Origin of the sequence: Oceanobacillus sp. CF4.6, assembly GCF_051262635.1 — a bacterium.
In the GTDB taxonomy this organism is placed as follows: Bacteria; Bacillota; Bacilli; order Bacillales; family Amphibacillaceae; genus Oceanobacillus.
Map to the genome: position 1 here is coordinate 172,184 of NZ_JBIMEX010000002.1, position 23,889 is coordinate 196,072.

The 23,889-nt window shown below is 38.0% G+C and carries 25 protein-coding genes; all 25 read right to left on the bottom strand.

Features of this window, described 5'->3' with window-relative positions; genetic code table 11:
- Window positions 1-37: 37 nt before the first annotated feature.
- Window positions 38-1,246: a PDZ domain-containing protein gene (locus tag ACHABU_RS04470; protein ID WP_435762693.1), complete on the bottom strand. Its 1,209-nt coding sequence runs from the start codon at window positions 1,244-1,246 to the stop codon at window positions 38-40.
- Window positions 1,247-1,439: 193 nt separating this feature from the next.
- Window positions 1,440-2,906, bottom strand: coding sequence for a S41 family peptidase (locus tag ACHABU_RS04475; protein WP_435762695.1), 1,467 nt, complete (start codon window positions 2,904-2,906; stop codon window positions 1,440-1,442).
- A 212-nt stretch (window positions 2,907-3,118) separates the two neighbouring features.
- The gene (locus ACHABU_RS04480) at window positions 3,119-4,594 is read right to left on the bottom strand and encodes a peptidoglycan DD-metalloendopeptidase family protein (protein ID WP_435762697.1); all 1,476 of its coding nucleotides are present in this window, start codon (window positions 4,592-4,594) and stop codon (window positions 3,119-3,121) included.
- A 61-nt stretch (window positions 4,595-4,655) separates the two neighbouring features.
- A complete protein-coding gene (gene ftsX / locus ACHABU_RS04485; protein WP_435762699.1) occupies window positions 4,656-5,549 on the bottom strand; it encodes a permease-like cell division protein FtsX in 894 nt (297 codons plus the stop codon).
- Complete coding sequence (gene ftsE / locus ACHABU_RS04490; RefSeq protein WP_435762701.1) at window positions 5,539-6,225, bottom strand: cell division ATP-binding protein FtsE; 687 nt, start codon at window positions 6,223-6,225, stop codon at window positions 5,539-5,541. Before ftsE ends, ftsX begins: the two co-directional genes overlap by 11 nt.
- A 253-nt stretch (window positions 6,226-6,478) precedes the next feature.
- Window positions 6,479-6,844 carry a cytochrome c551 gene (gene cccB, locus ACHABU_RS04495; protein WP_435762703.1) on the bottom strand — a complete coding sequence of 122 codons (366 nt, stop codon included), beginning with the start codon at window positions 6,842-6,844 and terminating at the stop codon, window positions 6,479-6,481.
- A 215-nt stretch (window positions 6,845-7,059) separates the two neighbouring features.
- Window positions 7,060-8,161, bottom strand: a protein-coding gene (gene prfB / locus ACHABU_RS04500) for a peptide chain release factor 2 (protein ID WP_435762705.1) whose coding sequence is annotated in 2 segments (ribosomal slippage) — window positions 7,060-8,088 and window positions 8,090-8,161 — 1,101 coding nt in all. Because the reading frame shifts where the segments join, the coding sequence is not laid out codon by codon here.
- Window positions 8,162-8,343: 182 nt separating this feature from the next.
- On the bottom strand, window positions 8,344-10,857 hold the full coding sequence (gene secA, locus ACHABU_RS04505) for a preprotein translocase subunit SecA (protein ID WP_435762708.1): 2,514 nt from the start codon (window positions 10,855-10,857) through the stop codon (window positions 8,344-8,346).
- Between the two features lie 196 nt (window positions 10,858-11,053).
- Window positions 11,054-11,218 (bottom strand): hypothetical protein, encoded by a 165-nt coding sequence (locus tag ACHABU_RS04510; RefSeq protein ID WP_435762711.1) that lies wholly within the window; start codon window positions 11,216-11,218, stop codon window positions 11,054-11,056.
- A gap of 293 nt (window positions 11,219-11,511) precedes the next feature.
- On the bottom strand, window positions 11,512-12,072 hold the full coding sequence (gene hpf, locus ACHABU_RS04515) for a ribosome hibernation-promoting factor, HPF/YfiA family (RefSeq protein ID WP_435762714.1): 561 nt from the start codon (window positions 12,070-12,072) through the stop codon (window positions 11,512-11,514).
- Window positions 12,073-12,289: 217 nt separating this feature from the next.
- On the bottom strand, window positions 12,290-12,643 hold the full coding sequence (locus ACHABU_RS04520) for a flagellar protein FliT (protein WP_435762716.1): 354 nt from the start codon (window positions 12,641-12,643) through the stop codon (window positions 12,290-12,292).
- Window positions 12,643-13,044: a flagellar export chaperone FliS gene (fliS, locus tag ACHABU_RS04525; RefSeq protein ID WP_435762718.1), complete on the bottom strand. Its 402-nt coding sequence runs from the start codon at window positions 13,042-13,044 to the stop codon at window positions 12,643-12,645. The genes ACHABU_RS04520 and fliS overlap by 1 nt, the downstream gene beginning before the upstream one ends.
- Window positions 13,045-13,073: 29 nt before the next feature.
- Window positions 13,074-14,597, bottom strand: a complete 1,524-nt coding sequence (locus ACHABU_RS04530; RefSeq protein WP_435762720.1) for a flagellar hook-associated protein 2 — start codon at window positions 14,595-14,597, stop codon at window positions 13,074-13,076.
- An 11-nt stretch (window positions 14,598-14,608) separates the two neighbouring features.
- Window positions 14,609-14,980 carry a flagellar protein FlaG gene (gene flaG, locus ACHABU_RS04535; RefSeq protein WP_435762722.1) on the bottom strand — a complete coding sequence of 124 codons (372 nt, stop codon included), beginning with the start codon at window positions 14,978-14,980 and terminating at the stop codon, window positions 14,609-14,611.
- 75 nt (window positions 14,981-15,055) lie between these two features.
- Window positions 15,056-15,280, bottom strand: coding sequence for a carbon storage regulator CsrA (gene csrA, locus ACHABU_RS04540; RefSeq protein WP_435762724.1), 225 nt, complete (start codon window positions 15,278-15,280; stop codon window positions 15,056-15,058).
- Complete coding sequence (fliW, locus tag ACHABU_RS04545) at window positions 15,280-15,726, bottom strand: flagellar assembly protein FliW (protein WP_435762727.1); 447 nt, start codon at window positions 15,724-15,726, stop codon at window positions 15,280-15,282. The genes csrA and fliW overlap by 1 nt, the downstream gene beginning before the upstream one ends.
- 18 nt (window positions 15,727-15,744) lie before the next feature.
- A complete protein-coding gene (locus tag ACHABU_RS04550) occupies window positions 15,745-16,311 on the bottom strand; it encodes a DUF6470 family protein (protein ID WP_435762729.1) in 567 nt (188 codons plus the stop codon).
- 105 nt (window positions 16,312-16,416) lie between these two features.
- On the bottom strand, window positions 16,417-17,301 hold the full coding sequence (gene flgL / locus ACHABU_RS04555) for a flagellar hook-associated protein FlgL (RefSeq protein WP_435762731.1): 885 nt from the start codon (window positions 17,299-17,301) through the stop codon (window positions 16,417-16,419).
- A gap of 9 nt (window positions 17,302-17,310) precedes the next feature.
- Complete coding sequence (gene flgK / locus ACHABU_RS04560) at window positions 17,311-18,789, bottom strand: flagellar hook-associated protein FlgK (RefSeq protein WP_435762733.1); 1,479 nt, start codon at window positions 18,787-18,789, stop codon at window positions 17,311-17,313.
- 29 nt (window positions 18,790-18,818) lie between these two features.
- Window positions 18,819-19,304, bottom strand: a complete 486-nt coding sequence (locus ACHABU_RS04565; RefSeq protein WP_435762736.1) for a flagellar protein FlgN — start codon at window positions 19,302-19,304, stop codon at window positions 18,819-18,821.
- A 32-nt stretch (window positions 19,305-19,336) separates the two neighbouring features.
- The gene (gene flgM, locus ACHABU_RS04570) at window positions 19,337-19,597 is read right to left on the bottom strand and encodes a flagellar biosynthesis anti-sigma factor FlgM (protein WP_435762738.1); all 261 of its coding nucleotides are present in this window, start codon (window positions 19,595-19,597) and stop codon (window positions 19,337-19,339) included.
- Window positions 19,598-19,713: 116 nt separating this feature from the next.
- The gene (locus tag ACHABU_RS04575) at window positions 19,714-20,139 is read right to left on the bottom strand and encodes a TIGR03826 family flagellar region protein (protein WP_435762740.1); all 426 of its coding nucleotides are present in this window, start codon (window positions 20,137-20,139) and stop codon (window positions 19,714-19,716) included.
- Between the two features lie 34 nt (window positions 20,140-20,173).
- Window positions 20,174-20,854, bottom strand: a complete 681-nt coding sequence (locus ACHABU_RS04580) for a ComF family protein (RefSeq protein ID WP_435762742.1) — start codon at window positions 20,852-20,854, stop codon at window positions 20,174-20,176.
- Window positions 20,851-22,269: a DEAD/DEAH box helicase gene (locus tag ACHABU_RS04585; protein ID WP_435762744.1), complete on the bottom strand. Its 1,419-nt coding sequence runs from the start codon at window positions 22,267-22,269 to the stop codon at window positions 20,851-20,853. The genes ACHABU_RS04580 and ACHABU_RS04585 overlap by 4 nt, the downstream gene beginning before the upstream one ends.
- Window positions 22,270-22,352: 83 nt before the next feature.
- On the bottom strand, window positions 22,353-23,195 hold the full coding sequence (locus tag ACHABU_RS04590) for a DegV family protein (protein WP_435762746.1): 843 nt from the start codon (window positions 23,193-23,195) through the stop codon (window positions 22,353-22,355).
- Window positions 23,196-23,889 lie beyond the last annotated feature (694 nt).

Consider the following 23,889-nt stretch of genomic DNA (forward strand, 5'->3'; position numbering starts at 1 on the left):
TGAATAAAAGGCAAAGAGCAACCATTCAATTGGTTGCTCATCCCGATAGTTTAGTTTTAGTTTTCTTAGCATTCTTCTGGCGGTGTGGTGCTGATGAAAATAGAAGTCCCAGTTCATGGTGGTCTCCTTCATAAAGTGCCCCTTGAACAAATCGAACCTCATGACGATCATCCAAAACATCTAACTTAAAGAATGCTCCGCTTCCTTGCAATGCTTTGTAGAATTCTGCTTCCGTAGATATTCTTTGGCCATTTACCTTTGCAATTGTCTCACCAGGATATACCTCCAACCTTGCAGCAGGTGTGGATGGAATGATACCAACAACCTTTAAACCCTTTTCCTGCGGTTGAAAAAATGGTCTCCGTAATCTGTCTCCAAGACGGTATTTATAATTTAAATACTCTTTTCCGATAATTGCTAACACAATTGCTACAATCGACAAGGATGGAATATAGATACTTCCTATAGCAATCACTATTATTCCTGTTCCTAAAAGCCCATTAAATTTAGAAATTTTTCTGGTAGCTTGCATTGGTTCATGTCCTTTAGCTAAATAATCAAATCCAATTAAAAAAGGAATGAGTACGAGACTATAAGATGCTTCTCCAATGGCAAAGTACGGCCACCAAGGTGCAAAAGGACTGATTAAACCATTTGGTACGATAACAAAAAATGGAATAACACTTAGTTTCTTAATTCGATGCTGACCTACCCATATTCCACGATCACTTAAAGCGATACTTGGATACGTTTCATTACGCTTTATTCTTCCTATCAGGATAGATTCCACAGTTAGCAATAACCCCGCCAACAACGCTAGTCCAGTAAAGTTCGTTTCCGTTATTAATTCTGTATCTATTACTGTCTGGTTTTCCAACAAAGATGGTAAGAATAAGAGAAGTAAAAATGTAAGGCCGATTGTATAACTCGGAGATAGCATCGTAAATCTCAAAGCAAGACTCAATATGATGGTTATAATTGCTAATAATACAATGAATTCATAAGAAAAAACGATACCTGCTCCGATTGTAATGATAGACAAAACCAAACCGGTAATAAGCGATACACCCCAAGTACTTCTCCATTCTGAAAAAATGTCGAATACTTTAGATCCGAAATCAATTCTTTCCTGCTTGATACGTTTATAGCCTGCCAATAGTATTAATAGGATTGTCCAATATACAATTGGGTTCATAAACAATCTTCCAACACCTTTGAAAATTTCAATTAGCCATGCTTCTGCCAAAACGATTCACCTTCTTTACTGTCTGACGACCATCATTTATTATATTCGATAGTTATCTATTATTTTCCTGCTATATCAAAAAATTGGCTTATCGCCATGTTGGTATCTATCAAGCCAAACTCACTAAATGAAAATCCACGAGCAATGCCTCGTGGATTGTTAAAAACTTATTGCTTTTCACCGATTTTTTATGCTATTGATATAACTCTTCCAATGCAGTTTCAAGCTGCTGATCATCTTCACCATTACGCATTTTTTCAATAATTTGTGTCTCAATTAAGCCGGCTGTTTCCTGATTGACTTCACCAGTTGAATCAAGATCATTATCTATTTGAAATTCTGATACAGCAGTTTTTGTTTCTTCACTAAAGTATCCATCTGTTCGGCCCGAATCATACCCTAATCCAGAAAGCATTACTTGCATATTTGCGATTGCTTCTGCTGTTTGATCGTAAGTAAAAGGTTCTTCTGCCTGAATCGGATAGGTATAGTAATAATCTGGTTGTTTTTCTTCTATCGTAGGCTCAACACCTGTTTCATTAATCCACTCACCATTTGGAGATAACCATTTAAAGGTTGTCAGTTTAATTGAACTTCCATCACCAAGTGGTACTGCCTGTTGTACGGTACCTTTTCCATAGCTTGTTTCCCCAACAATATCATATCCAAGTTCCTTTAGGGCAACAGCAAGAATCTCTGAAGCGGATGCACTTCCTTCATTAATCAATACACTAATCGGATATTCTTTCTGTTCATCCAATTGTGAGTAATACTTTTCTTTTTCTCCGTTGCTATCTTCAATTTGTAAATATGGTATATCTTTAGGGACAAATAACGCTAGAATCTCCTCAGCGACATTTAATAAGCCACCCGGATTCCCCCGAACATCTATGACCAGACCTTCTATTTCTTCATTCTCCAGAGCTGTTAACTGTTCTTCAAATTCAGTAGATGTGTTCTCTGAGAAATTGGTAACTTCCAATATCCCAGTAAGTTTTCCATCGATTGTTTCTGTCCTGCTGTACACCGTTTCTACAGGAATTTCGTCACGGACAATGGTCACATCAAACGCTTCTGTTACACCGGATCGCTGTATTTGCAATACCACTTCCGATCCTTTCTCACCACGAATTTTAGCAACAGCTTCATTCAAGTTTAAACCTTCCAAACCTTCCCCATCAACAGTTAATACTTGGTCATTGGGACGCAATCCTGCCTTTTCTGCTGGTGAATCCTTGATAGGTGCAACAATCGTTACAAGTCCGTTAACCATGCTAACCTCTGCACCAATTCCTTCAAAGGAAGATTCGATTTGGTCATTAAACTGACTTACTGTTTCAAGGTCCATGTAGGAGGTATGCGGATCTTCCAGGGTAGATAGCATACCTTCTATTGCTCCTTCTATCAGTTGTGTATCATCAACATCTTCCAAGTAATTCTGTTTAATTAAACCATACGACTGGGTAATTTTATTTAAATCTCCAGATTGCTCTGATTGATCCTCTTCTACGTCTTTAGCCGTCTTATTTTGAAGCTGATTGGAACTCTGTATTTCTGGTTCCTCGGGCTGTGCAAATTGTACCCCAGCATATGCACCCGCAAAACCTAGAAGAAGTGCAGCAACAAGGATTAATGCAATGTGTGATTTTTTTAAATTCATAATTCCACCTCTAACTTATTATTCGCTATGTAAAAGTATATGACATGATCAAAAAGTTTACGAATTGCAAGCAACTTTATCTGATATCTCATATGAAAAGCATACCATTATATTTTACCAATGACTATGGTTTTATCTTTTGTGCTTTGTGGAATTAAAACAATATATAGAGAAAAAGGCACACCCACTGGGGAATGCCTTTTGTAAACATACTATTTTAAATAGGTCATTGGGTTAGCTGGATTTTTATAACCACCGGGATGTACTTCGAAATGTAGATGTGGTCCAGTTGAGTCTCCGGAATTACCAGTTTTACCGATTGCTTGACCTTGACTAACCGCTTGTCCAACAGATACAGAGATACTGCTTAAATGCGCTGAAAGAGTCGTATAGCTTTTACCATTGATATAATGTGAAATCATTATTGTATTTCCATAACCACTGACCCATCCAGCTGTACTCACAACACCGTCAGCCACTGCAACCAAAGTAGTTCCTGTAGGTGTTGCAAAATCCGTTCCGGCATGAAGCTTATTGTAATTGTGAATTGGATGGTATCTCATTCCATAATGGGAAGAGATTGAACCAGCCGCTGGCTTTATAAATATTCCTGAACCGGAACTACTGCTTGGCGCGGGGCTGGAATTTGATTTTGTGCTAGGACTAGGGGTTGAACTAGGGCTAGAACTAGGGCTTGAACTTGACTTTGACTTATTTGCTTCCTCAGCTTTTTGTGCTGCTTCTGCTTTTCTCGCTGCTTCTGCTTTTCTCGCTTCTTCTTCTTTAGCCAATTGCTCGAGCTCACCTTTTTTACTTGAAGCCATTGCAATCGCCTTTTCTTTTGCCTTTTGTTCCGCGCTCAAAAGTTGCTGTTCTTCTTCAACACTCATTTTATGTTCTTCCAGCTCACCATGTTCTTCTTCTAGTGAAGCCATTAACGTTTCTTTTTCTGCCAACTGTGCATCAAGTTGACTTTTTAGAGCTACAAGATCTTGTTTCTGGTTTTCCAATGACTTTTTCTTATCTTCCACTGCAACCTTTTTCGTTTCTACTTCTTCTTTGTTTGCTTCTACTTCTTTTTTACTTCCTTCAAGTGCTTTCTTATCTGCAGCTTGTGCTTCCATAATCTCTTTATCTTGATCCATAATCGTATTTACTGCCGAAGTTCTACTGATGAAATCACCAAAACTGTTGGCACCAAGGATTACGCCCATATATTTCATTTCGCCGCCACTTTGCTGTATCGCACGAAGACGTTCTCTCAGTAATGCATCACGTTTTATGATTCTTTCTTGTAATATCTCAATCTCTTCTTTTAATTCTTCAATTCTATCAGAGAGTTCACTAATCTTGTTGTTTAATTCTTCTATTTCATTGTTCGTATCTGTTATTTCATTTTCCTTTGTGCTTATTTTACTCTGTGTATTTGAAAGTTCATCATCTATTGTATTTATTTCCTGTTCAACCGAACCCTGTTGTTCCTCATTCTCGCCCAACTTACTTTCGGTTTCTTTTTTGGTACCTTCCAATTGGTTCTTCTCTTGATCCAGTTTGGATTTCTCTTGTTCCAGTTCATTGATTTCTTTGTTCAGGTCCCCAATTGATTCTGCAGATACCTTACTTATTCCTGCAGGTAATGACACTAAAATTAAGACGGCAATAAGAATAACCGTAGCTAGCTTTTTCACTCGTATTTCCCCTTTTCAATTAAAATTGTCTAGTTGCTTCTCTATATTAGTCTTAGTCACCTTAAACTTTCAGGAATTTACGAACACTCATTACACTTCCCCAGATACCGATAACTGTTCCGATTCCCAGTATCATGATGGACAATTGCCATGCAAATGGGTTAAACGGCAAAAGTTCCACAAAACTGAGCGAAATTTGATGTCCAAAGTTGGTTTCCAAATAATAATATCCGCCTGCAATGACTGTTATCGGAATGATCGAACCGAGAATTCCGAGTAGTAATCCTTCAATAAAGAACGGCCATCTGATAAATCCATTTGTTGCCCCTACAAGTTTCTGAATTCCTATTTCAGTACTGCGTGCCATAATTGTAATTTTTATCGTATTGGAGATAAGGAATATTGCTGTGAACACCAATGCGATAACTAAAACCAAGCCGATTATTCTAGCATAGTTATTAAACTGGAATAACTTGTCTACTACATCTTGTCCAAAGTTTACCTCTTGCACATGATTAAATGATGCTATTTCGGTCGCTATTCTCTCTGTGTCCTCAGGGAACTCTGCCCGAACGATATATGCATGGCTCAGAGGATTATCCTGCTCATATAATTGCCAAGCTTCTCCTTCTTCTCCCATACTATCAATAAGGCCTTGCAGTTCATCATTATTTGATGAAAATGCAGTAGATTCAACTCCATCTATTTGCTCAATTTGTTCTCCTAAAGCGAGAATATCCTCTTCTTCAGCAGTTAGATCAATTAGCGTTTTTATTTCAACATCGTTTTCAATGTTATTTGCCATCTCATTTAAATTCATTACGAGTGCAAGAAATACCCCGACCAAGATCAATGTCGTAGTAACCGCACCAACTGAAGCAATGGTCATCCAACCATTACGGATTATATTTTTTGACCCTTCTCGTAAATGCCTTCTAAATGTTCTAAATTTCATAGCCGTAATCACCCCTGTGCTCATCTCTAACAATTAAACCGTCTTCGATAGCAATAACACGTTTCTTAATTGTGTTTACAATTTCCTTACTATGAGTGGCCATGATAATTGTTGTTCCACTAGCGTTTATTTCTTCAAATGTCTTCATAATGCCCCAAGATGTTTCCGGGTCAAGGTTTCCTGTAGGCTCATCTGCAATTACGATTTTTGGGTGGTTAACGATTGCACGTGCAATTGAAACACGCTGCTGTTCTCCCCCAGATAATTCATTGGGAAGGAAACGGGCCTTATTTTTCAAGCCAACTTGTTCAAGTACTTCCATTACACGTTTGCGAATATTCTTCGGAGATTCTTCAATTACTTCCAAAGCAAATGCAATATTTTCATAGACTGATAATTTCGGTAAGAGTTTAAAGTCCTGGTAGACAACTCCAATATTCCTACGTAAAAAAGGAACTTTTCGCTCTTTAATTTCACTTAAATCCATATCACCAATAACGATTGTTCCACTACTTGGTTTTACTTCTCTGAACATTAATTTAATAAATGTCGACTTTCCAGCTCCACTGGGGCCTACAATATAGACGAATTCACCTTGCTTAATTTCAATATTAATACCACTTAAGGCTGTTACACCATTTGCATACGTTTTATAAATATCTTTCATTAATATCATTTTAGTATCAACCTTTTTATTTATTGTTGTTGTCCTTTGCTGCCCGAGTCTATCAAAAAACGTAGAAATTTGTCGTTTCAACGTTACGTTTTCAAGAATACTAACTTATTATAACATTTTTCTACAATAATTTTAGCTATAAAATTATTACATTTATATTTCATTCAGTAACTATTATGTAAAATAGAATTAATAAAAAAAGCTCTGTTACAAGTAACTCACTTGTAACAGAGCTTTTTTATCCTTTTAACCATTATTGTTGTTCAGCCAACCAGCTTGATAATGCATCCAAATCTTCTCCCGCTACATTTTGCGCTGGCATATTTCCTTTACCATTTGTAACGATATCTGCGATTTCTTCAGCGGAATATGTTGATCCAACTGCTGTTAATTCAGGACCTGCGCCACCTGATAAGTCGGCACCGTGACATGCTGCACAGTTTGCTTGATATACTTCTTCCCCTGCGGCAGTATCAACCGTACCTTCATCTGCTGGTACTTCCGTTTCTGTGCCGGTATCATCTGATCCTGTATCATCAGTTCCGCCATCGTCACCACCGCCACATGCTGCTAATGTTAATACTGATCCAAATAATAATGCCATTAAAACTTTTTTCATTAATAAATCCCCCATTCATAAGTAATTGTTTTTATAAAAATAGTTGCTGCTTCTATTATAACCCTTTTAGAAATAATTAAAACTTATGTTTGAAACGTTTTCATTATATAACTTCGGTAAAACATTGATATGTCAATCCCTCTGAGTGATTATGGCAATTTTATGAAGTTAAAAAGGAGGAAACTATCTATATGACAGAAATCCTCCTTTTGGGATTATTGAATTTGTGATCTTAGATAAGAATCAATAAATGAATTGATGTCACCATCCATTACTGACTGTGTGTTCCCTGTTTCTGTATTTGTACGATGATCTTTGACCATAGAGTATGGGTGGAAGACATAGGAACGAATCTGACTACCCCAGCCAATTTCTTTTTGTTCTCCACGTATGTCATCCAGTTCACGCTGTTGACGTCCAATCTCTAATTGATACAACTTGGATTTTAACATTTTCATTGCTGCTTCACGGTTTTTTATTTGTGAACGTTCATTTTGACAAGTAACAACCGTGTTGGTCGGTAAATGTGTAATCCGCACTGCCGAATCAGTCGTATTAACATGCTGCCCCCCCGCACCGCTTGCACGGTACGTATCCACCTTTATATCTTCCGTTCTGACTTCGATATCGACATCGTCTGCCAACTCTGGGGTTACATCACAGGAAACAAATGAGGTATGTCGCCGTCCGGATGAGTCAAATGGCGAAATACGCACAAGTCGATGGACACCTTTTTCTGCCTTTAAATAACCATATGCATTATGTCCTTTAATTAAAAGCGTTACGCTTTTCACACCTGCTTCTTCACCAGGAAGATAATCAACTGTTTCTACCTTGAAGTCTTTGTCTTCAGCCCAGCGCTGATACATTCGAAGTAGCATGCTCGCCCAGTCCTGTGATTCTGTTCCCCCTGCGCCTGGATGTAATTCAAGGATTGCATTATTTGCATCATAAGGTTCGCTTAATAGCATTTGTAATTCAAAATCATTAACGTCTTTCATAAAGGCTTGCAGTTCTGATTGTAAATCTTCAAAAAGCTCCTGATCCGCTTCCTCTTTTATCAATTCGTAGGAAACTTCCAGATTTTCTAAACGTTCTTCCATATCATTAAAGCTTTCCACGTAGCCTTTCAAACCATTTGCTTCGGAGATTACCTTCTGGGCTGCCTCCTGGCTATTCCAGAATTCTGGATCTGACATTTGCATATCCAATTCAGCAATGCGAGCCTTTTTAACATCTAAGTCAAAGAGACCCCCTAAAGTCTTCAACACGTGAAGCTATTTTATCTAATTCATTTTTTATCTCTACTAATTCCATTTCCTTCACCTCTAGTTAATTTATTCAAAAAGAATCTTTCGTAATGTTTGTTGCTTTATAATCGAGTTGATATAAACTGCGACGTAATTTCAGGTTACATGTGCTTTTCCCGCCGTCCGCGAACCGCAAGTATATTTCCCAGAGCGCCGCCGAAGTTTCTACATACTGAAGATATATTTTATTTATTTCCCGTGACAATTTTTATATTTTTTCCCGCTTCCACATGGACATGGGTCATTACGGCCAACCGTTTGATTCTTCACAATAGGTTTACGCGATTTTTTCTTTTCATCCTGTCCACCAGCAACGGCTTGTGTGTTCTTCACTACTTCTTCACGCTGCAGATTTTCACGAATTTGAGCTTTCATAATATATTTAGCAACTTCATCCTCTATATTGGCAATCATCTCTTCAAACATAGAATAACCTTCCATTTGGTATTCACGTAGCGGATCATTTTGTCCGTATGCACGAAGATGAATACCTTGGCGCAACTGATCCATTTGATCAATATGATCCATCCATTTGGAATCGACTGTACGAAGCAGTATTACTTTCTCAAACTCACGGAATTGCTCTGGAGAAAGCTCCGTTTCTTTCTCATCATAACGTGCACGTACTCTTTCCATAAGCAGATTCGAAATTTCATCCGCTTCTTTCCTTTTAAGGTCCTCCTCAGAAATTTCAGTAGGGTCCATTAAGTTTCCGTGTGCATATTCTACAATTGCTTTTAAGTCCCACTTTTCTTCATTATCCTCCTGTGTATGCGTTTGAACGATACGATTAATGGATGACTCAGTCATATTTTCAATGATTTCACGTAAATTATCATTCGCATCGATAACTTCGAATCGTTGCTTATAAATAATCTCGCGCTGTTCCCGCAATACATCATCGTAAGAAAGAACCGTTTTCCGTGCATCAAAATTATTTCCTTCCACACGTTTTTGTGCAGATTCAACAGCTTTGGAAACCATTTTGCTTTCTAAAGGCTGTGTATCATCCATTCCCAATCTTTCCATCATTGATTTCAAATTATCGGAGCCAAAGCGGCGCATCAATTCATCTTCCATGGACAAATAAAATTGTGTTATACCTGGATCTCCCTGACGACCGGAACGTCCCCGAAGCTGATTATCAATTCGTCGTGATTCATGTCGTTCCGTACCTACTACAGCAAGTCCCCCTAGTTCTATAACACCTTCACCTAGTTTAATATCTGTACCACGACCTGCCATATTCGTAGCTATTGTTACGGAACCTTTTTGGCCTGCATTTTCAATAATATCCGCTTCTCTATAGTGATTTTTTGCGTTAAGAACTTCATGCCTAACTCCAGATTTTTTTAACATTTGAGAAATAAGTTCCGACGTTTCTACCGCAACCGTACCGACAAGAACAGGTTGTCCGGCTTTATTTCTTTCTTTAATATTTTCTACTACGGCACGGAATTTACCTTCCATTGATTTGTAGATCAAATCAGCACGATCATCCCTTGTTATTGGTTTGTTCGTAGGTATAGCAATGACATCCATATTATAAATATTTCTGAACTCTTCTTCTTCTGTTTTAGCCGTACCTGTCATACCTGCAAGCTTATTATACATACGGAAAAAGTTTTGGAAGGTAATGGAAGCAAGTGTCATGCTCTCATTTTGAATTTGTAATCCTTCTTTTGCTTCAATCGCCTGATGAAGTCCATCACTATAGCGGCGGCCTTTCATCTTACGCCCTGTAAATTGATCAATGATGATAACTTCTCCCTCTTCTACCATATAATCATCATCACGATGCATGGAAACTTGTGCTTTCAATGCTTGATTAATATGGTGTGTTAAGGATACATTGTCTAAATCAAATAAATTCTCAATGGAAAAATAACGTTCAGCTTTGTTAATTCCCTCTTCCGTCAGCTGGACACCTTTTGTTTTTTCATCATATGTATAGTCCGTCTCACCATGCAGGGTGATAACAAAACCATCTGCTTGCTGATAAAGAGCAGCTGATTTTTTTGCTGACCCAGAAATAATTAATGGCGTTCTTGCCTCATCTATGAGAATAGAATCGACTTCATCGATGATTGCGAAATTAAGAGGTCGCTGCACCATTTGATTTTTATATAAGACCATATTATCTCGAAGGTAATCAAAACCAAACTCATTGTTTGTACCATAGGTAATATCTCGATTATACGCTTCTCTTTTTTCTTCTTTCGTTAGCCCATTTCCATTCAAGCCAACTGTCAAGCCGAGGAAATCATAAAGTTGGCCCATTTCCTGCGCATCACGGTCAGCCAGATATTCGTTGACTGTAATAATATGAACACCTTTTCCAGCCAAGGCATTTAAGTATGCTGGCATAGTGGAAGCCAAGGTTTTACCTTCACCAGTTTTCATTTCAGCTATGTTGCCTTCATGAAGCGCTATCGCTCCCATTAGCTGCGTTTGGAATGGACGCATCCCGAGTACTCTTTTTGAAGCTTCACGCACTACTGCAAATGCCTCGTCCAACATATCATCAATTTCTTCACCATTCGCATATCGTTCCTTGAATTCTTCTGTTTTTTTCTGAAGTTCGGAATCCGTTAATTTTTCGATTTCAGGTTCCAGCGCTTCTATTTTATCAACTTGTTTTTGTAATCGATTTATTTGTTTTTGGTTACCATCACCAAAAATTTTTGTTAATAATCCAACCATATTATAAACGCTCCTCAATTAAAACAATCTAAACTATAATCCACTATTATCATAACACTTTACGATAAGCTATGACAACTCGGGTGGGCATTGCCAAAGAGCATAATTGTAGAATACTAAAATAGAGAGCAGACCGGGGATAGTCTGCTCTCAGAAATGGGGAAAAAGAGGTAGATTTGGGGAGATACCCTGCTTTTTATACCTGAGAATAAAAATAATCATTCTCTTTTTGTTTTGCTGAAATCTCTGTAATTTTCCGGTTCGTTGCAGCAAGAATTTCCAGTAACTGCACAATTGTAGCTTCATGCTGTTGTACTTTAATTACTAAGTCATTAAACGCCCTCCGATCATTTTCATTCACAGACTCACCTCCTAGTTCTATTGACTTATTTATATCATGAGGATGGGTGAAAAGACGAATGGGTATTTTTCAATTTTAGTTTCAAATTCGATAGCGATTTGATCCTAATAAGAGCTTTGAATAAAGTAAACTAATGTTATTTTCCATTTCAAATAATTTTTTTGTCACAAAACTAAAATTCTATTTTTCGTTCTACAATTTTCGACAAATACTGCATACAGGCTGCAACTACTTACTCTCGCACATTTAAAAAGCGACTCCTTTACAGGAATCGCCTTAAGTATTTTATATTTTTAAAAAGCATTTGGTTCTATTAATCCATATTTTCCGTCTCTGCGGCGGTATACAACATTTGTCTCACCAGAATGATCATTCGTGAATACAAAGAATTCATGTCCGAGCATATCCATTTGAAGGATTGCCTCTTCAGAATCCATCGGTTTAAGATTGAAACGCTTTGTTCGAACAATTTCTATTTCATCAGGATCTTCTTCTACTGCAATACTAGTAGCCTGTTTTTCCATTTCCGCAAAAGCGTGTTTAGGAGAACCTTTCTGTCTAAACTTACGATTGATTTTTGTCTTATGTTTCCGAATCTGTCTTTCTAATTTATCAACAACCAGATCAACAGCAGCATATAAGTCAACATGCTGGACTTCGCCACGCAATAATAGATTTGTCATCGGTATAGTAACTTCGATTCGTTGTTCATCATTATAGACACTTAAATTCACATGTACATCGGACGTTGGAGGTGTGTCAAAATATCTTTCCAGCTTACTGATCTTTTTTTCCACGTATTCCTTGATTGCCCCTGTTACCTCGAGATTTTCACCACGAATATTATATTTCATGAAAGTGTCCTCCTTCAATACTTTATATATTTATTATACTACTTTACCACTAATTTTTCCTGTTTAAACCTTACAAAAACGTAACATATATTTGATATAATCATTAAGCCCTTTCACAGCAAGGGTTCAAGGATTTACAATTAATTAATATTTTTTACAATTCTATAAAGTAAGTAATATACAAAAAAACTTCTGAAGTAAAACAGAAGTTTTTTCGTTATTTTTTACTGTCCATAAACATTCCATCTATTGTCTGAACATGTTTATATGGATTAGTATAAGATTGATTTGATTTTTTCTGTTTCTTAACTTGTCTCATTTCCAATTTCAATTCAGCGAAAAGTATTTGCATCTTTTTTTGAATTTCATTGTTGATTAGTAGAAGTTCTTTACCGATTTTTTTTTCTTCTTCTAAATAGGGAGGCTTTAGTTTCTCCATATACACGCCTCTATTTAATATAAGATTGTTCAATTCTTCGATAACGGATTCTCTTGATTTTGCGGTAATATCCTGCTCCAACAATGTTTTAATTTTCATCGTTATTTCATAAATTGGCTCTGCCCTGTTCATTAAACCTGTGCACCTTGAGCAAATTGCTGCTGCCTGTTTTTGATAATGACCTGTTTCCAAGTATCCCTGAAGTCTTTAACAAACTCTAACACTTCTTCCAGCTTTGAAGCGTCATTTTTTATATTCGCTTCTTTTAGCTGATATTGCATATATTCATATAATGGTAGAATCTGTTTTGAAATTTCTACTTTAGGATCCAGAGTAATCATTAATTCCTGAATGATATTTTGTGCTTTTTGAATATTTTTATTTTTTGCTTCGTAGTTTTTATCGTCCATATCTTTCATTGCCTGCTTAATGAATTTCATGCACCCATTATACAACATTAAAGTTAACTCACCACCAGAAGCAGTGTTTACTGCATTGTTCTGATAGGTTTGATAGGCTTTATTAACTGCCATTAGCCTGATCCACTCCTTTATTAAGTAATCTACTGTCCGCCACCGAAGTTGGACATAAGCATGGAAGATTGCTGATTCATCGCAGAAATTGCTTGTTCCATTGCACTGAATTGCCTCCAGTAACGATCTTCTACTTGGGTAAGTCGATCTTCAAATGCACTGATTCTGCTATCTAGATCTTTCATCCGCTTACCCAACGTATAATTTTCTAATGTATCCGTACCTTTACCAGCACGTTGATTGATTTTATCCATGGTGCGTTCTAATGAATCTTCCAGTCTATTCACCAATCCACGTTGATTACCTGTTTCACTGTTGGAAAATAATTTTTGTACACTTGCTGGATCTTCTGATAATGCTGCTCTTAGTTCTTCTTCATTTACGACAAGCTTTCCGCCATTAAGATAATCACTTGAAGTGGCAATACCAATTTGAGTAAGTGATGTAAATTGCCCACCACCTGTATCGACAGTAGAATACCAGCTTTGACGCATATCGAATAATCCGCTGGAAATTGCACTTTCCCCTTTTAGAAGACCGCTCTTCGCCTTTTCTTCCCACAATTCAATTTCATTATCAGACATCTCTTCCCTTTGTGCGTCGGTCAATGGCGGGAAGTCTCGATACCGTTCTTCCTGTTGGGAACCATTTAATGTCTCCACTACCTCATTATATTTGTCCACGAATGCCATGATTTTATCGAAGGAAGCATCGACATCGTTGTTGACGGTTAAAGTTGCGTTTTGGGCGACACCGGAACTGTCTTTGGTCGTGTTGTTGAACTGGAAAGTAATACCGTTTAAAGTGTAGTTGTTTTCTTTTGATACTACTTCGTAACTATTGTTGTAGGTGAATATTGCATTTTCTCCACCTGATTCTTCTCCCATCTTGAGTCCCTTTTCAAAAATGGTACTATTAAATACAATCTCGTCTCCTGTTAAATTATAATTGCCTGTCCTTGTTGACTCCATAATGACTTTATTAGTGTTATCGTCATATGTCATACGTACATTATTATCACTATCGTCGTTAATTCGTTTCATTATATCTTTCAGTGTTTCATTCTCACCAACTTTATACTCATGAGGAAGATTAGCAGTTCCATCTTCTTTGTAAGTAGTAAAGGAAATTGTGTAATCAGAAGGTATAATTTCAGTATCTGTACCTGTTCCTATGCTTTGTCCAACTAATGGCTTGTCCGCATCAATTCCAATTTCCTCCTGACTCACATTTATTGCAGATGTTGCCAGCTGAGATACGCTAATATTGTACGTCCCATTCGTAGAACTCGCTGTACCTGTAGCCGTCACAGCACCTTCCATCGTAGAGGTAACTGATTTTGAATTATATGTTCCGCTCATTTTCATATCAAGCATCATATTATCCAGTTCGAGCAACGATTTATTGACATCCCGAAATGCATCCCGTTGCCATTCCAATTTTATTTTATCCTGACCCATTTTATCCAATGGAATTCGTTCTGCCTTCATTAAATCCTTGATTATACTATCTGTGTCTATGCCACTGGCTAGACCACCAATTCTCATTCCCATTTTATCACTCCTTATATTTTCTTATCGATTAAAAAACCCATGAAGTCTGCCATTTCAGCATACATATCAAGCATTTTTTTCGGAGGGATTTCTTTAATGATTTCTTTTGTGCTCGAATCAATGACCGTTACATAATATTTATTCAGCTTGTCGTGAAGTTCAAATTTAACATTCCTTCTTAATGGTTCAAGAAAGTCATTCATTTTGGAAACTGCCATTTCCAGATCTTTATTGTTTATCATAGAATTTTGCTTTTCTGATTGCTCTTGTTCATATTTATTATCCGTCCTGATTTCAGAACTTTCCACTACTGTTGTAGATTTCATGCTGTCCTCACTGATTCGTAAAGTCTGAGATCCGGTCGCTAATTTATCCACCATCATCCCACAACACTCCTAAACCTTTTCCTTTTATATCGGTTATAAATTTTGCTAAGTGAAGGATTTCGATCATTATTTTCATTTATTTGAGTCTTTTAGGAGTTCGAGTAAATCTAGGGAAACATTTGCCGCCTCATTGTTTTGCTGTTGAATATCCACATAAATTTCCTTGCGATAGATATCAACAGACTTTGGAGCAGAGATTCCCAGTTTTATTTGATCTCCCTCTATAGCTAAAACAGTAATTTCGATGTCTTCACCAACCTGAATTGCTTCATTTCTTTTTCTGGAAAGTACGAGCATTATTTAACCTCTCTTTCCGCAACTGAAGGAATAATTGGTGCCTTTGAGGAATAATCGTCACTATTTAAAATATATTGTTTCCCTTGTCTAAGAGCAGAGTTAATAATAATCGGTGCTTTCATATTTAATGTACTCGTTTTAAAGGGATTTTTTAAAGTTACAATGGAAAGCACTGCCACTTCTATTTCCTTTTTAATTTGCAGACTCTCCATTAAGCTTTCATCCAATTCGAATGTGTATTCCTCATATATTTGGTAAGGATTCGTTACAATAAACGCAACATTGGCAGACGCAATCGACTGTAAAATTTGAAAGATAGGGTTATCCGGCAAATCCAGTAATACAAATTGTGTTTCATGAACAAATCCAGGAAGGCCAAATGGAAATTGAATAATCTTATAATCTTCAATTTCTACCTCACTTAAATATTTCGTTTGTATTTTCATTTCTTTCATCATCCTTTCCTAAACCCGAAGATTGGTAAAACTTATTTCCAGGTTTTGTTGCTGTTTCACGTTTGTTTCTACTTTACCAGGCTGATAACTGAACTCAGGTTTTCTAACAGTAGCATCAATAACCGGTTTGTTCGTTTGGACCTCAATATGTACTTTTGCTGGCTGATAACTTGTCTTAACTGAAAAATGCGTTGGAATAAATTGAATAGCGAGAGACTTCATTGATTCATGACCATTTTGCAATGCTTGACTGACAAATGGATTCCCACCATTCTCAATTTTCATCAGCTCATTACCTTGCCTCGCCCGTCGTGCTATTCCTTGCATTAATGCATTTTCACCTTCTTGAGCAAATCTCTGATTACGTTTAGAAATATGCATTAAGTTCATATCTTCCCATGCTTGCGTCTGATCAATTTTCAACTTTCCAGGAGTCGTCCGAATGGAAAGTTCCGCTTTAGGCTGTTGAATGGTAAGCTCTGCCTGTGGCTGATAAATTTGTTGTTTTCCTTCTGTTGTTTGGATTTGAATTTGTGCCATCTGTGACTGCAATCGGATTTGTGGTAATTTCACCATCGAGGACTCCCTTCTGCATAAAATCTCCAATTTATCAGGGTAAATTTTACCGTTAAATACAGGATAAACCCTGAACTCTATTTCGGGTCAGGGTTTACTGAATGTTTATCTTAAGAAATCAACCAGTGACGGTTGGATAATTTTTGAACCTGCAGATAATGCAGCACGATGAAGGCTTTCCTGAGTAATCAATTGGGTTATGGCTTCAGCATAATCAATATCTTCATTGTTGGACATCGATTGGGTTGCAATAACTTCCTGTTCGCTTAAGCGGTTTTCAACAAGTTCGAGACGATTCATACGAGCACCCAATTCCGCACGCGAATTAATGATATTATTAATGCCAATGTCCAGTTCACCAATGCTGGAATCAATATCTTCACCTGAATCCAATCGATCAATAAAATTATCGATTGCACCAAAAATGCTTGGTTCCCCACCGAATACGTCTGCACCACTTACATTTGCTTTCAATGTAGTACCACTGGATACTTCAATTTTTACTTCTCCACCGGTAAACCCAGGTTCGATTCCACCATCTGCATTAATCGTATTAACAGGTGCTATATCGGTATCGGTCCCATTGAAAATATATTTATCATTTACATTTGTATTGGCAATATCGACAAGATGTTCTTTCAACTGCTTGACTTCTTCACTGATGCTTGCAAGTTCTTCGTCATCATATGTTCCATTACTTCCCTGGACAGCGAGTTCACGAATACGCTGCATTGCAGATGTTGCTTTATCCAAAGCCGTATCTGAATTATCCATCCAATTGTGCATTTCATTTGTATTCCGCTGAAATTGTTCCACCTTAACCAACTCCGTACGGTAACCCATGCCTTTCATGGCAACTACAGGATCATCGGAAGGTCGGGTGATTTTTTTACCAGTATTTAATTGATCCATATACGAACTCATTTTTGTATTGCTTTGCATTAAATTTCGTAACATATTATTAGAAAGCATTCCTTGAGTCACACGCATCGTTACTGCCTACCTTCCTACTAATCCCATATTATTTATAACTCTATCAAGCATTTCATCCATGGCAGTCATGCTTCTGGCTGCTGCACTATATGCATGCTGGAATTTAATCATATTGGACATTTCTTCATCCAGCGAAACTGCACTCACGGAGAGTCGCTGATTTTCCACCTGTGCCAATAGTGTCCCTGTGTTTTCTGTCATACGATTTGCGTGCTCAGCAGTAACACCAAGATCCCCGATGACCGACTCATAAAAGTCTTTAATGGAAGCACCGTCCAAATCATCATTGTTTGAATTATAAAAAACTTTTGCTAGTGCTAGAGCATTTTCTCCATTACCAGCATCGCCATTTGAACTTGCGATAATCTGACTTCCTTCTGTTAAAGCAACCGATATGGAACCTGCAGCGCCTATAGAATTATTCGGATTATCAACTTCAAAAAACGAAACTTCGCCTTCATTATTGGCATGTTTCTCATTAAAATCAGTTGCAACTGCATATGCCATTTTATCGAGGTTACGTATCGTTTCTGGATAATCACCTAATGCATTCTCTCCATCGGCATATCCATAAGCGTCAATGAAACCTTTCAGTGATCCGCTTGAGTTCATAATGTCAACACCGTTAACATTAACTGCTTCGACTACAGAAAGTGATTCCACAGTGTCATACACAGGATCGTCTATCGTTTGTTTTGTTCCTTCTACACCGTTAACCAGTTCCGAGATTGCTGTCCCAACATCATTTACGACATTGATTGTTGCTACACCATCCACTCTTTTATTTGGGCTGTGACTATTATCATAGGAAACTTCAATACTTACGATTTCAGATAGCTGATCAATCAGTATGTCTCTTCGATCATACATATCATTCGCATCGTATCCATTTGCTTCCAGGTTTTTTATCTGTTTATTTAACTCATTTATTCCATCAACAAACGTATTCGCGTCATTCACCGTCGTATCAATTTGAGTTTGCAGATCTGTTCGAATGTTTGTCATGGATTCGGACATATAATTAAACGTTTCTGCCAAAGCTTGACCACGCTGAAGTACAACAGACCGTGCACCTGAATTTTCCGGATTAACAGCCAGGTCCTGCAGTGATTGCCAAAATTTATCGATTGTAGTGGATAATCCTGTATCAGAGGGTTCGTTTAAAATATTTTCCATACGGCTTAAAGCTTCAGACTTTGTGGACCAATAGCCTGAAGTACTGTTTTCGCTGCGGAATTGATTATCCAAGAATTGATTCCGGATACGCTGAACGGATCCTGACTCAACTCCTGTTCCCATCTGACCTGGAATTTGTGGTCGATTACGGGATGCTGAAGGGAATGGGGATGATGTCTCAAAATTGACCCGCTGCCTCGTATAGCCTTCTGTATTTGCATTCGCTATATTATGACCGGTTGTATATAGTGCTGACTGTTGCGTGGATAAGGCTTGTCTTGCCATCTCCAAACCATGAAATGTACTCATTTTGGCGTACTCCTTTTATTGCTTAATCTTTATGCTTTGGAATCAAAAACCGACCGACTTGAAGTATCCGCTTCACTTTTGACTCCATAATTCATACTTTTTAATGTCGGACTCATTAACTCCAAAGATATTTGAACAAATTGCATCGATTGACTGATGAGTACCTGGTTTAATTGTTCCTGCTGTTTTAACTTCGTAATAACAGCAGTAAGTTTGATTGCAGCATTTTCCATTTTTACTTGTTCTGCTTCATTTTTAACTTGTTGTAGGATGTTTGTAATTGTCGCATCTTCCACCGCCATATGATTGGCTTTACACAGCGCCTCAACAGCGATTTGCCTTTTGCTCTCCGCTTGTTCTAAAAGCCGAATTAGTTTCCGTTCCCTTATTAGCAAAGACTGTAAATGGTCGATGGAACCTTCCTTGACTGTTCTCGTTTTCTCTTTTGAAACCGCTAGTAAATCTTCATGTATCTTTACAAGCTGTTCCAATGATTGTGTAATTATATGGGACAACTTGAAGTCCTCCTTTTAGACGTTACCAACTTTTATTTTGACCAAAATTCTAACATTTTTTGTGCCGCCTTCTCTGGATTTACTTTATATTCACCAGAATTAACTGCTTGTTGGATCTCTTGAACATAGGCAGCCCGCTTTTCACTTGTCTTATCTGTTTCCTGAAGCTGTTTTGCCTGACTTGAAATCTCAATTTGATCTTTCGTTTGTATTGCTTTCTTTACTTCTGTTTGTTTTTGTATTTGCTGTTTATATGGATTGAAGTTCGTATGATTTGTACCGTTAATTTTCATTTGAGCTTCACCTCTTCCTGTTCATAGTTTTCTGCGGACAATTTCTGTAATCCTATTATCGGCCACTAACACAAAAAGTTTAAGGGTTTATTCAAAAAAATCCCTGTAAACGCTGATTATTTCCGGTTTTTATCCACCGCATAATACGTATCCGTACGGGCATTCTCTCTTATACGCACTTCTTCCGTCCTTTTTTCTGCTTCTTCATATACTTTCAGTTCTTTGTTTAATTCTTCCCGACAGCCTATGCAAAGCTTCCCTGAAACAATCTTCGTACCACATTTTTCACACGGGTAAGCAAGTTTTGGAAAATCGGTCGGATGAAGTCTTTTCGCTTTAATGAATTTCGTGATTAACGTTTCTTCAACACCAGTTTCTTCAACAATCTCTATTAAAGTTGCTTCTCTATTTTTTCTTATTTTTAAAAAAGCATATACTTTCTTAAAAGCTGCTTCTTCTTCTTTGTAACAGTTTGGGCATATATCACGTAATCCTTTTACAAAAACTGCTTCACAACTGCTGCAATTTGCTAGTTCAGCCATTAGTCTATTCCCTCTTTTCAATAAGTATCATACATCAACCCCGAATCAAGGTAAGAGCATAAATTGACGGACAACCATGGTTTTTCAGTAATTTGGCTGCATGACGTAATGTCGTTCCTGTTGTATATATATCATCGACAAGAATGACTGGTTTGTTAATAGGTTGTTCTATAAAAAAAGGGCTATCGGTGTATAGTCGTTCTAATCTCGTTTTCTTGGACTGTTTCTCACCATCTTTACGCGTTAAAATATCCATACATGGTACAGGTAAAAACTCCGCCAATGCCTTTGCCTGATTAAAGCCTCTTTCTCCAGCACGTTCTTTACTCAAGGGAATTGGAATTAGTACCGCGTCTTTTTTTAAAACTGAAAACCGCTCATTAAATGTGTCCTTGAAATAAGTTCTAAAGATTTCTCCAAGCACATAATCCCCACGATATTTCCATTTTGCAATCACTTCCTGCATTCTCTCATTGTAGGCAAATACAGAATAATTAAATTCAAGCGCATGTTCCTCGAGATTTTCCTCCCACCACAAACAGTCTGAGCAGATTTTTTCATCTGTTTGACGGCTGCATATTCTGCATCGGGGCCCATGCAACAATTCTAGTTTTTCTTCACACCCGGTGCAAATCGGCTTTGGATTGTACAACTGAAATAAGTTGGACCAGGTAATCTCTGGGATGATCTGATTGTGACACCAGAGACAAATCACTTTAAAAACTCTCCCCTCTTATTCATTGACTTTATCGAATCGATAGCCTGCACCATCGCCTCTGTCTTGCCATCATGGAAAAATAATACTTCCCCAGTCGGATCATCAGGACTTCTTCCTGCGCGTCCAGCAATTTGAACAAGGGCGGCTTCATCGAATACATCATGTCCAGCATCAAAGATGGCCACATCTACGGAGGGAAATGTAACCCCTCTTTCAAGTATCGTCGTCGTAATCAAGATGAAAATTTCCTTTGCTCTGAATGCCTGAACCTTTTCTTCCCTATCCACATCCGCTGCGTGTACAGATTGTAGCTTTTCTTCTGACAAAAGAATTCCTACTTTTCGCAAATGCATCGAGAGAAAAGGCTTTATGTTTTCAGCTAGTGTAATGGAAGGTACAAAAATCAACAGTTGTCTTTTTGGATTTTTCCGGGATTTCACCCATTTCAAAAATGCAGACGGAGGAAAATAGGTATTTAGATCCCGATTCAACCCATGACACATTACCTTTTTTGGTATAGGCAGTGGTTGTCCATGAAATCGGACTGGCACAAAAATATGTGGAAGCTTTTTACGTCTCATTGCTTTTTTATGTTCTTTTCTTGGAGTCGCAGTTAAATAGATGGTTGTACTTTGGGATTTTTTGGAGCGTTTCGCAGCATATGGGAGCGATTTATCTGCGTGATATGGAAAAGCATCAATTTCATCAATAATCATTACATCAAATGCTTTCTGATAACGAAGTAATTGGTGTGTCGTTGCAATAATGAGCTGCGCTGCTCCTAGCTTATCCTCACTCCCACCATACAATGCTTGAATCGAAACCGCCTGAAAAGCACTCTGAAGTCGAGGAAGCAATTCTCGGACTACATCTGCTCGCGGAGTTGCTAAACAAATACGTTTTCCTGTGCTTAATGCTTCCGTAATACCAGGAAATAGCATTTCCGTTTTTCCAGCTCCACAAACTGCCCAAACTAATAGCTCAGACTCTTTCTGTTGTACTGCGTCGACAATTCGATCGGCAGCTTTTTGTTGGACTACTGTCAATTTCCCTTTCCAGGAACATGGATCCACATGATAACTCCAATCCGGTTCCGTTCCATTCCAATAATAAAGCAACTCACATTCACTAACACGTCCCATTTCAATACATTTACGACAATATCTATGTGTATGATGACATCTTTGGCAAGGTAGTTTCGCAAACAAATGAGGGTTTTCATTACCGCAACGCTGACACTGATAATGGAAGTTTTTTTGAATGATGGATTTTTTAGCTGTTAGTAAATTATTTGCTAGAAGTTGTTGGAATGAAGGTTCGTTTAGCAGTATTTCTTTTCTCAGGAGGAGTTTTCCAGCGTACTGAAAGGAGAATTCCTTGAAGTCGAGAGGTTGTAGTACAGAATCTGGCATCAATGTTTCACTCACTTTCTATATTATGTTTTTGGCAGATAGGAAACTTTTATGCTTTCCTTTCTGCCAAAAAAAGTCACTTCTTACTTCACATACCAACCAACACCGATGGATCCCTCGCCGAGATGGGTGCCAATAACTGGTCCAAAGTAGCTGATGGATGTATGCATGGTTGGGTATTTTTTCACAAAATCATCTCGAAGCTCATTAGCTGATGCTTCATCATTACCGTGAATGAATACAACTTGCAGATCTTTTCCTTTTTCCGCATCTGTTTCAAGCATTCCGATGATCCGATTAATCGCTTTTTTACGGGTTCGTATTTTTTCAAATGGAACAATAAATTTTTCCGAGAAGTAAAGAATAGGCTTCACTTGCAAAAGACTACCAACAAGTGCCTGTGCTCCACTCAAACGTCCTCCACGCTGCAGGTTAGTAAGATCGTCCACCATAAAGTAAGCCTTCACACTATTCTTCATCTCATCCAAGCGCTGGAGAACTTCTTCAGCTGTTTTTCCTTTTTGAGCCATGTCAGCAGCTTCCAGTGCATAAAAACCTTGAACCATACAACTCACTTCCGAATCGAAGGCATAAACATCAATACCTTCAACTAACTCACTTGCTGTTATAACTGTCTGGTACGTACCACTAATGCCACTTGATAAGTGAACAGATATTACCGCATCATAATCCTTTGCAAGCTCTTCCAACTTGGTTGTTATATAACCAATGGATGGCTGTGATGTAGTAGGCAGTTCTTTTGTTTCTCTTACTTTTTCATAGAACTGTTCTGCTGTGATATCTATTTCTTCTTCAAAGGAGTTATCTTTAAAAATAACACTGAGCGGAACCATATGTATCTTATGCTTGTCCCTTATATCAGCGGGGATGTATGCTGTGCTATCTGTCATTACAGCAAGTTTCATGTATATCCTTCTCCTCTATAGCAAATTGAACGATACGTGTAATTTATTTTACATGAAAGATATGAAAAAATCACCTGTAATTAACTCAACTTTCGCAGATTGAAATTGACAAATAAGCCTTGGTGGAAATAGGAGGGCTGGAGATACACTGTTCAAGTTAAATTTAAATTAACTTTTTGCTCTGAGCAGTCCGGTTACACTTAGACTTCAAGGGTTTATTCGTTCATTTTGTTGATTTTTATCATCGCATTTTAGATAAAATGCGACATAACTTTTGGTTGGTATTCTAACATATGTGCTGTTGCTGCCGTCCGGGTTCGCTCTGGGCGGATGCGCATCCTTAGGGCACGGCCTCAGCCCCGAAGAGAAAACCACTCTTCTGGTCTTCGGACACGTGCTTTTCCCGCAGGAGTCACCGCCCGCCGCTCACCCGGACTGGTGAAGTTGTATGATGTTATTTTAGCACCCGCAAGTATAGTAATTGTTAGCAACCTTAACTAGCTCTGGGAAATACACGGAGACTCCAACGGGAAGAGAGGCATAGGTGAGACACTGAAATGCGTCAGCATGAAGGGGCTCACCAGCCGCCTTAGGATGCGCGCAGTGTATTTCCCAGAGCGGTCGCCGAAGTTTCTACATACGGATAGAAATCAACCAGCAGTTACTTCGCATTTTATATAAACTCTGCGATGAT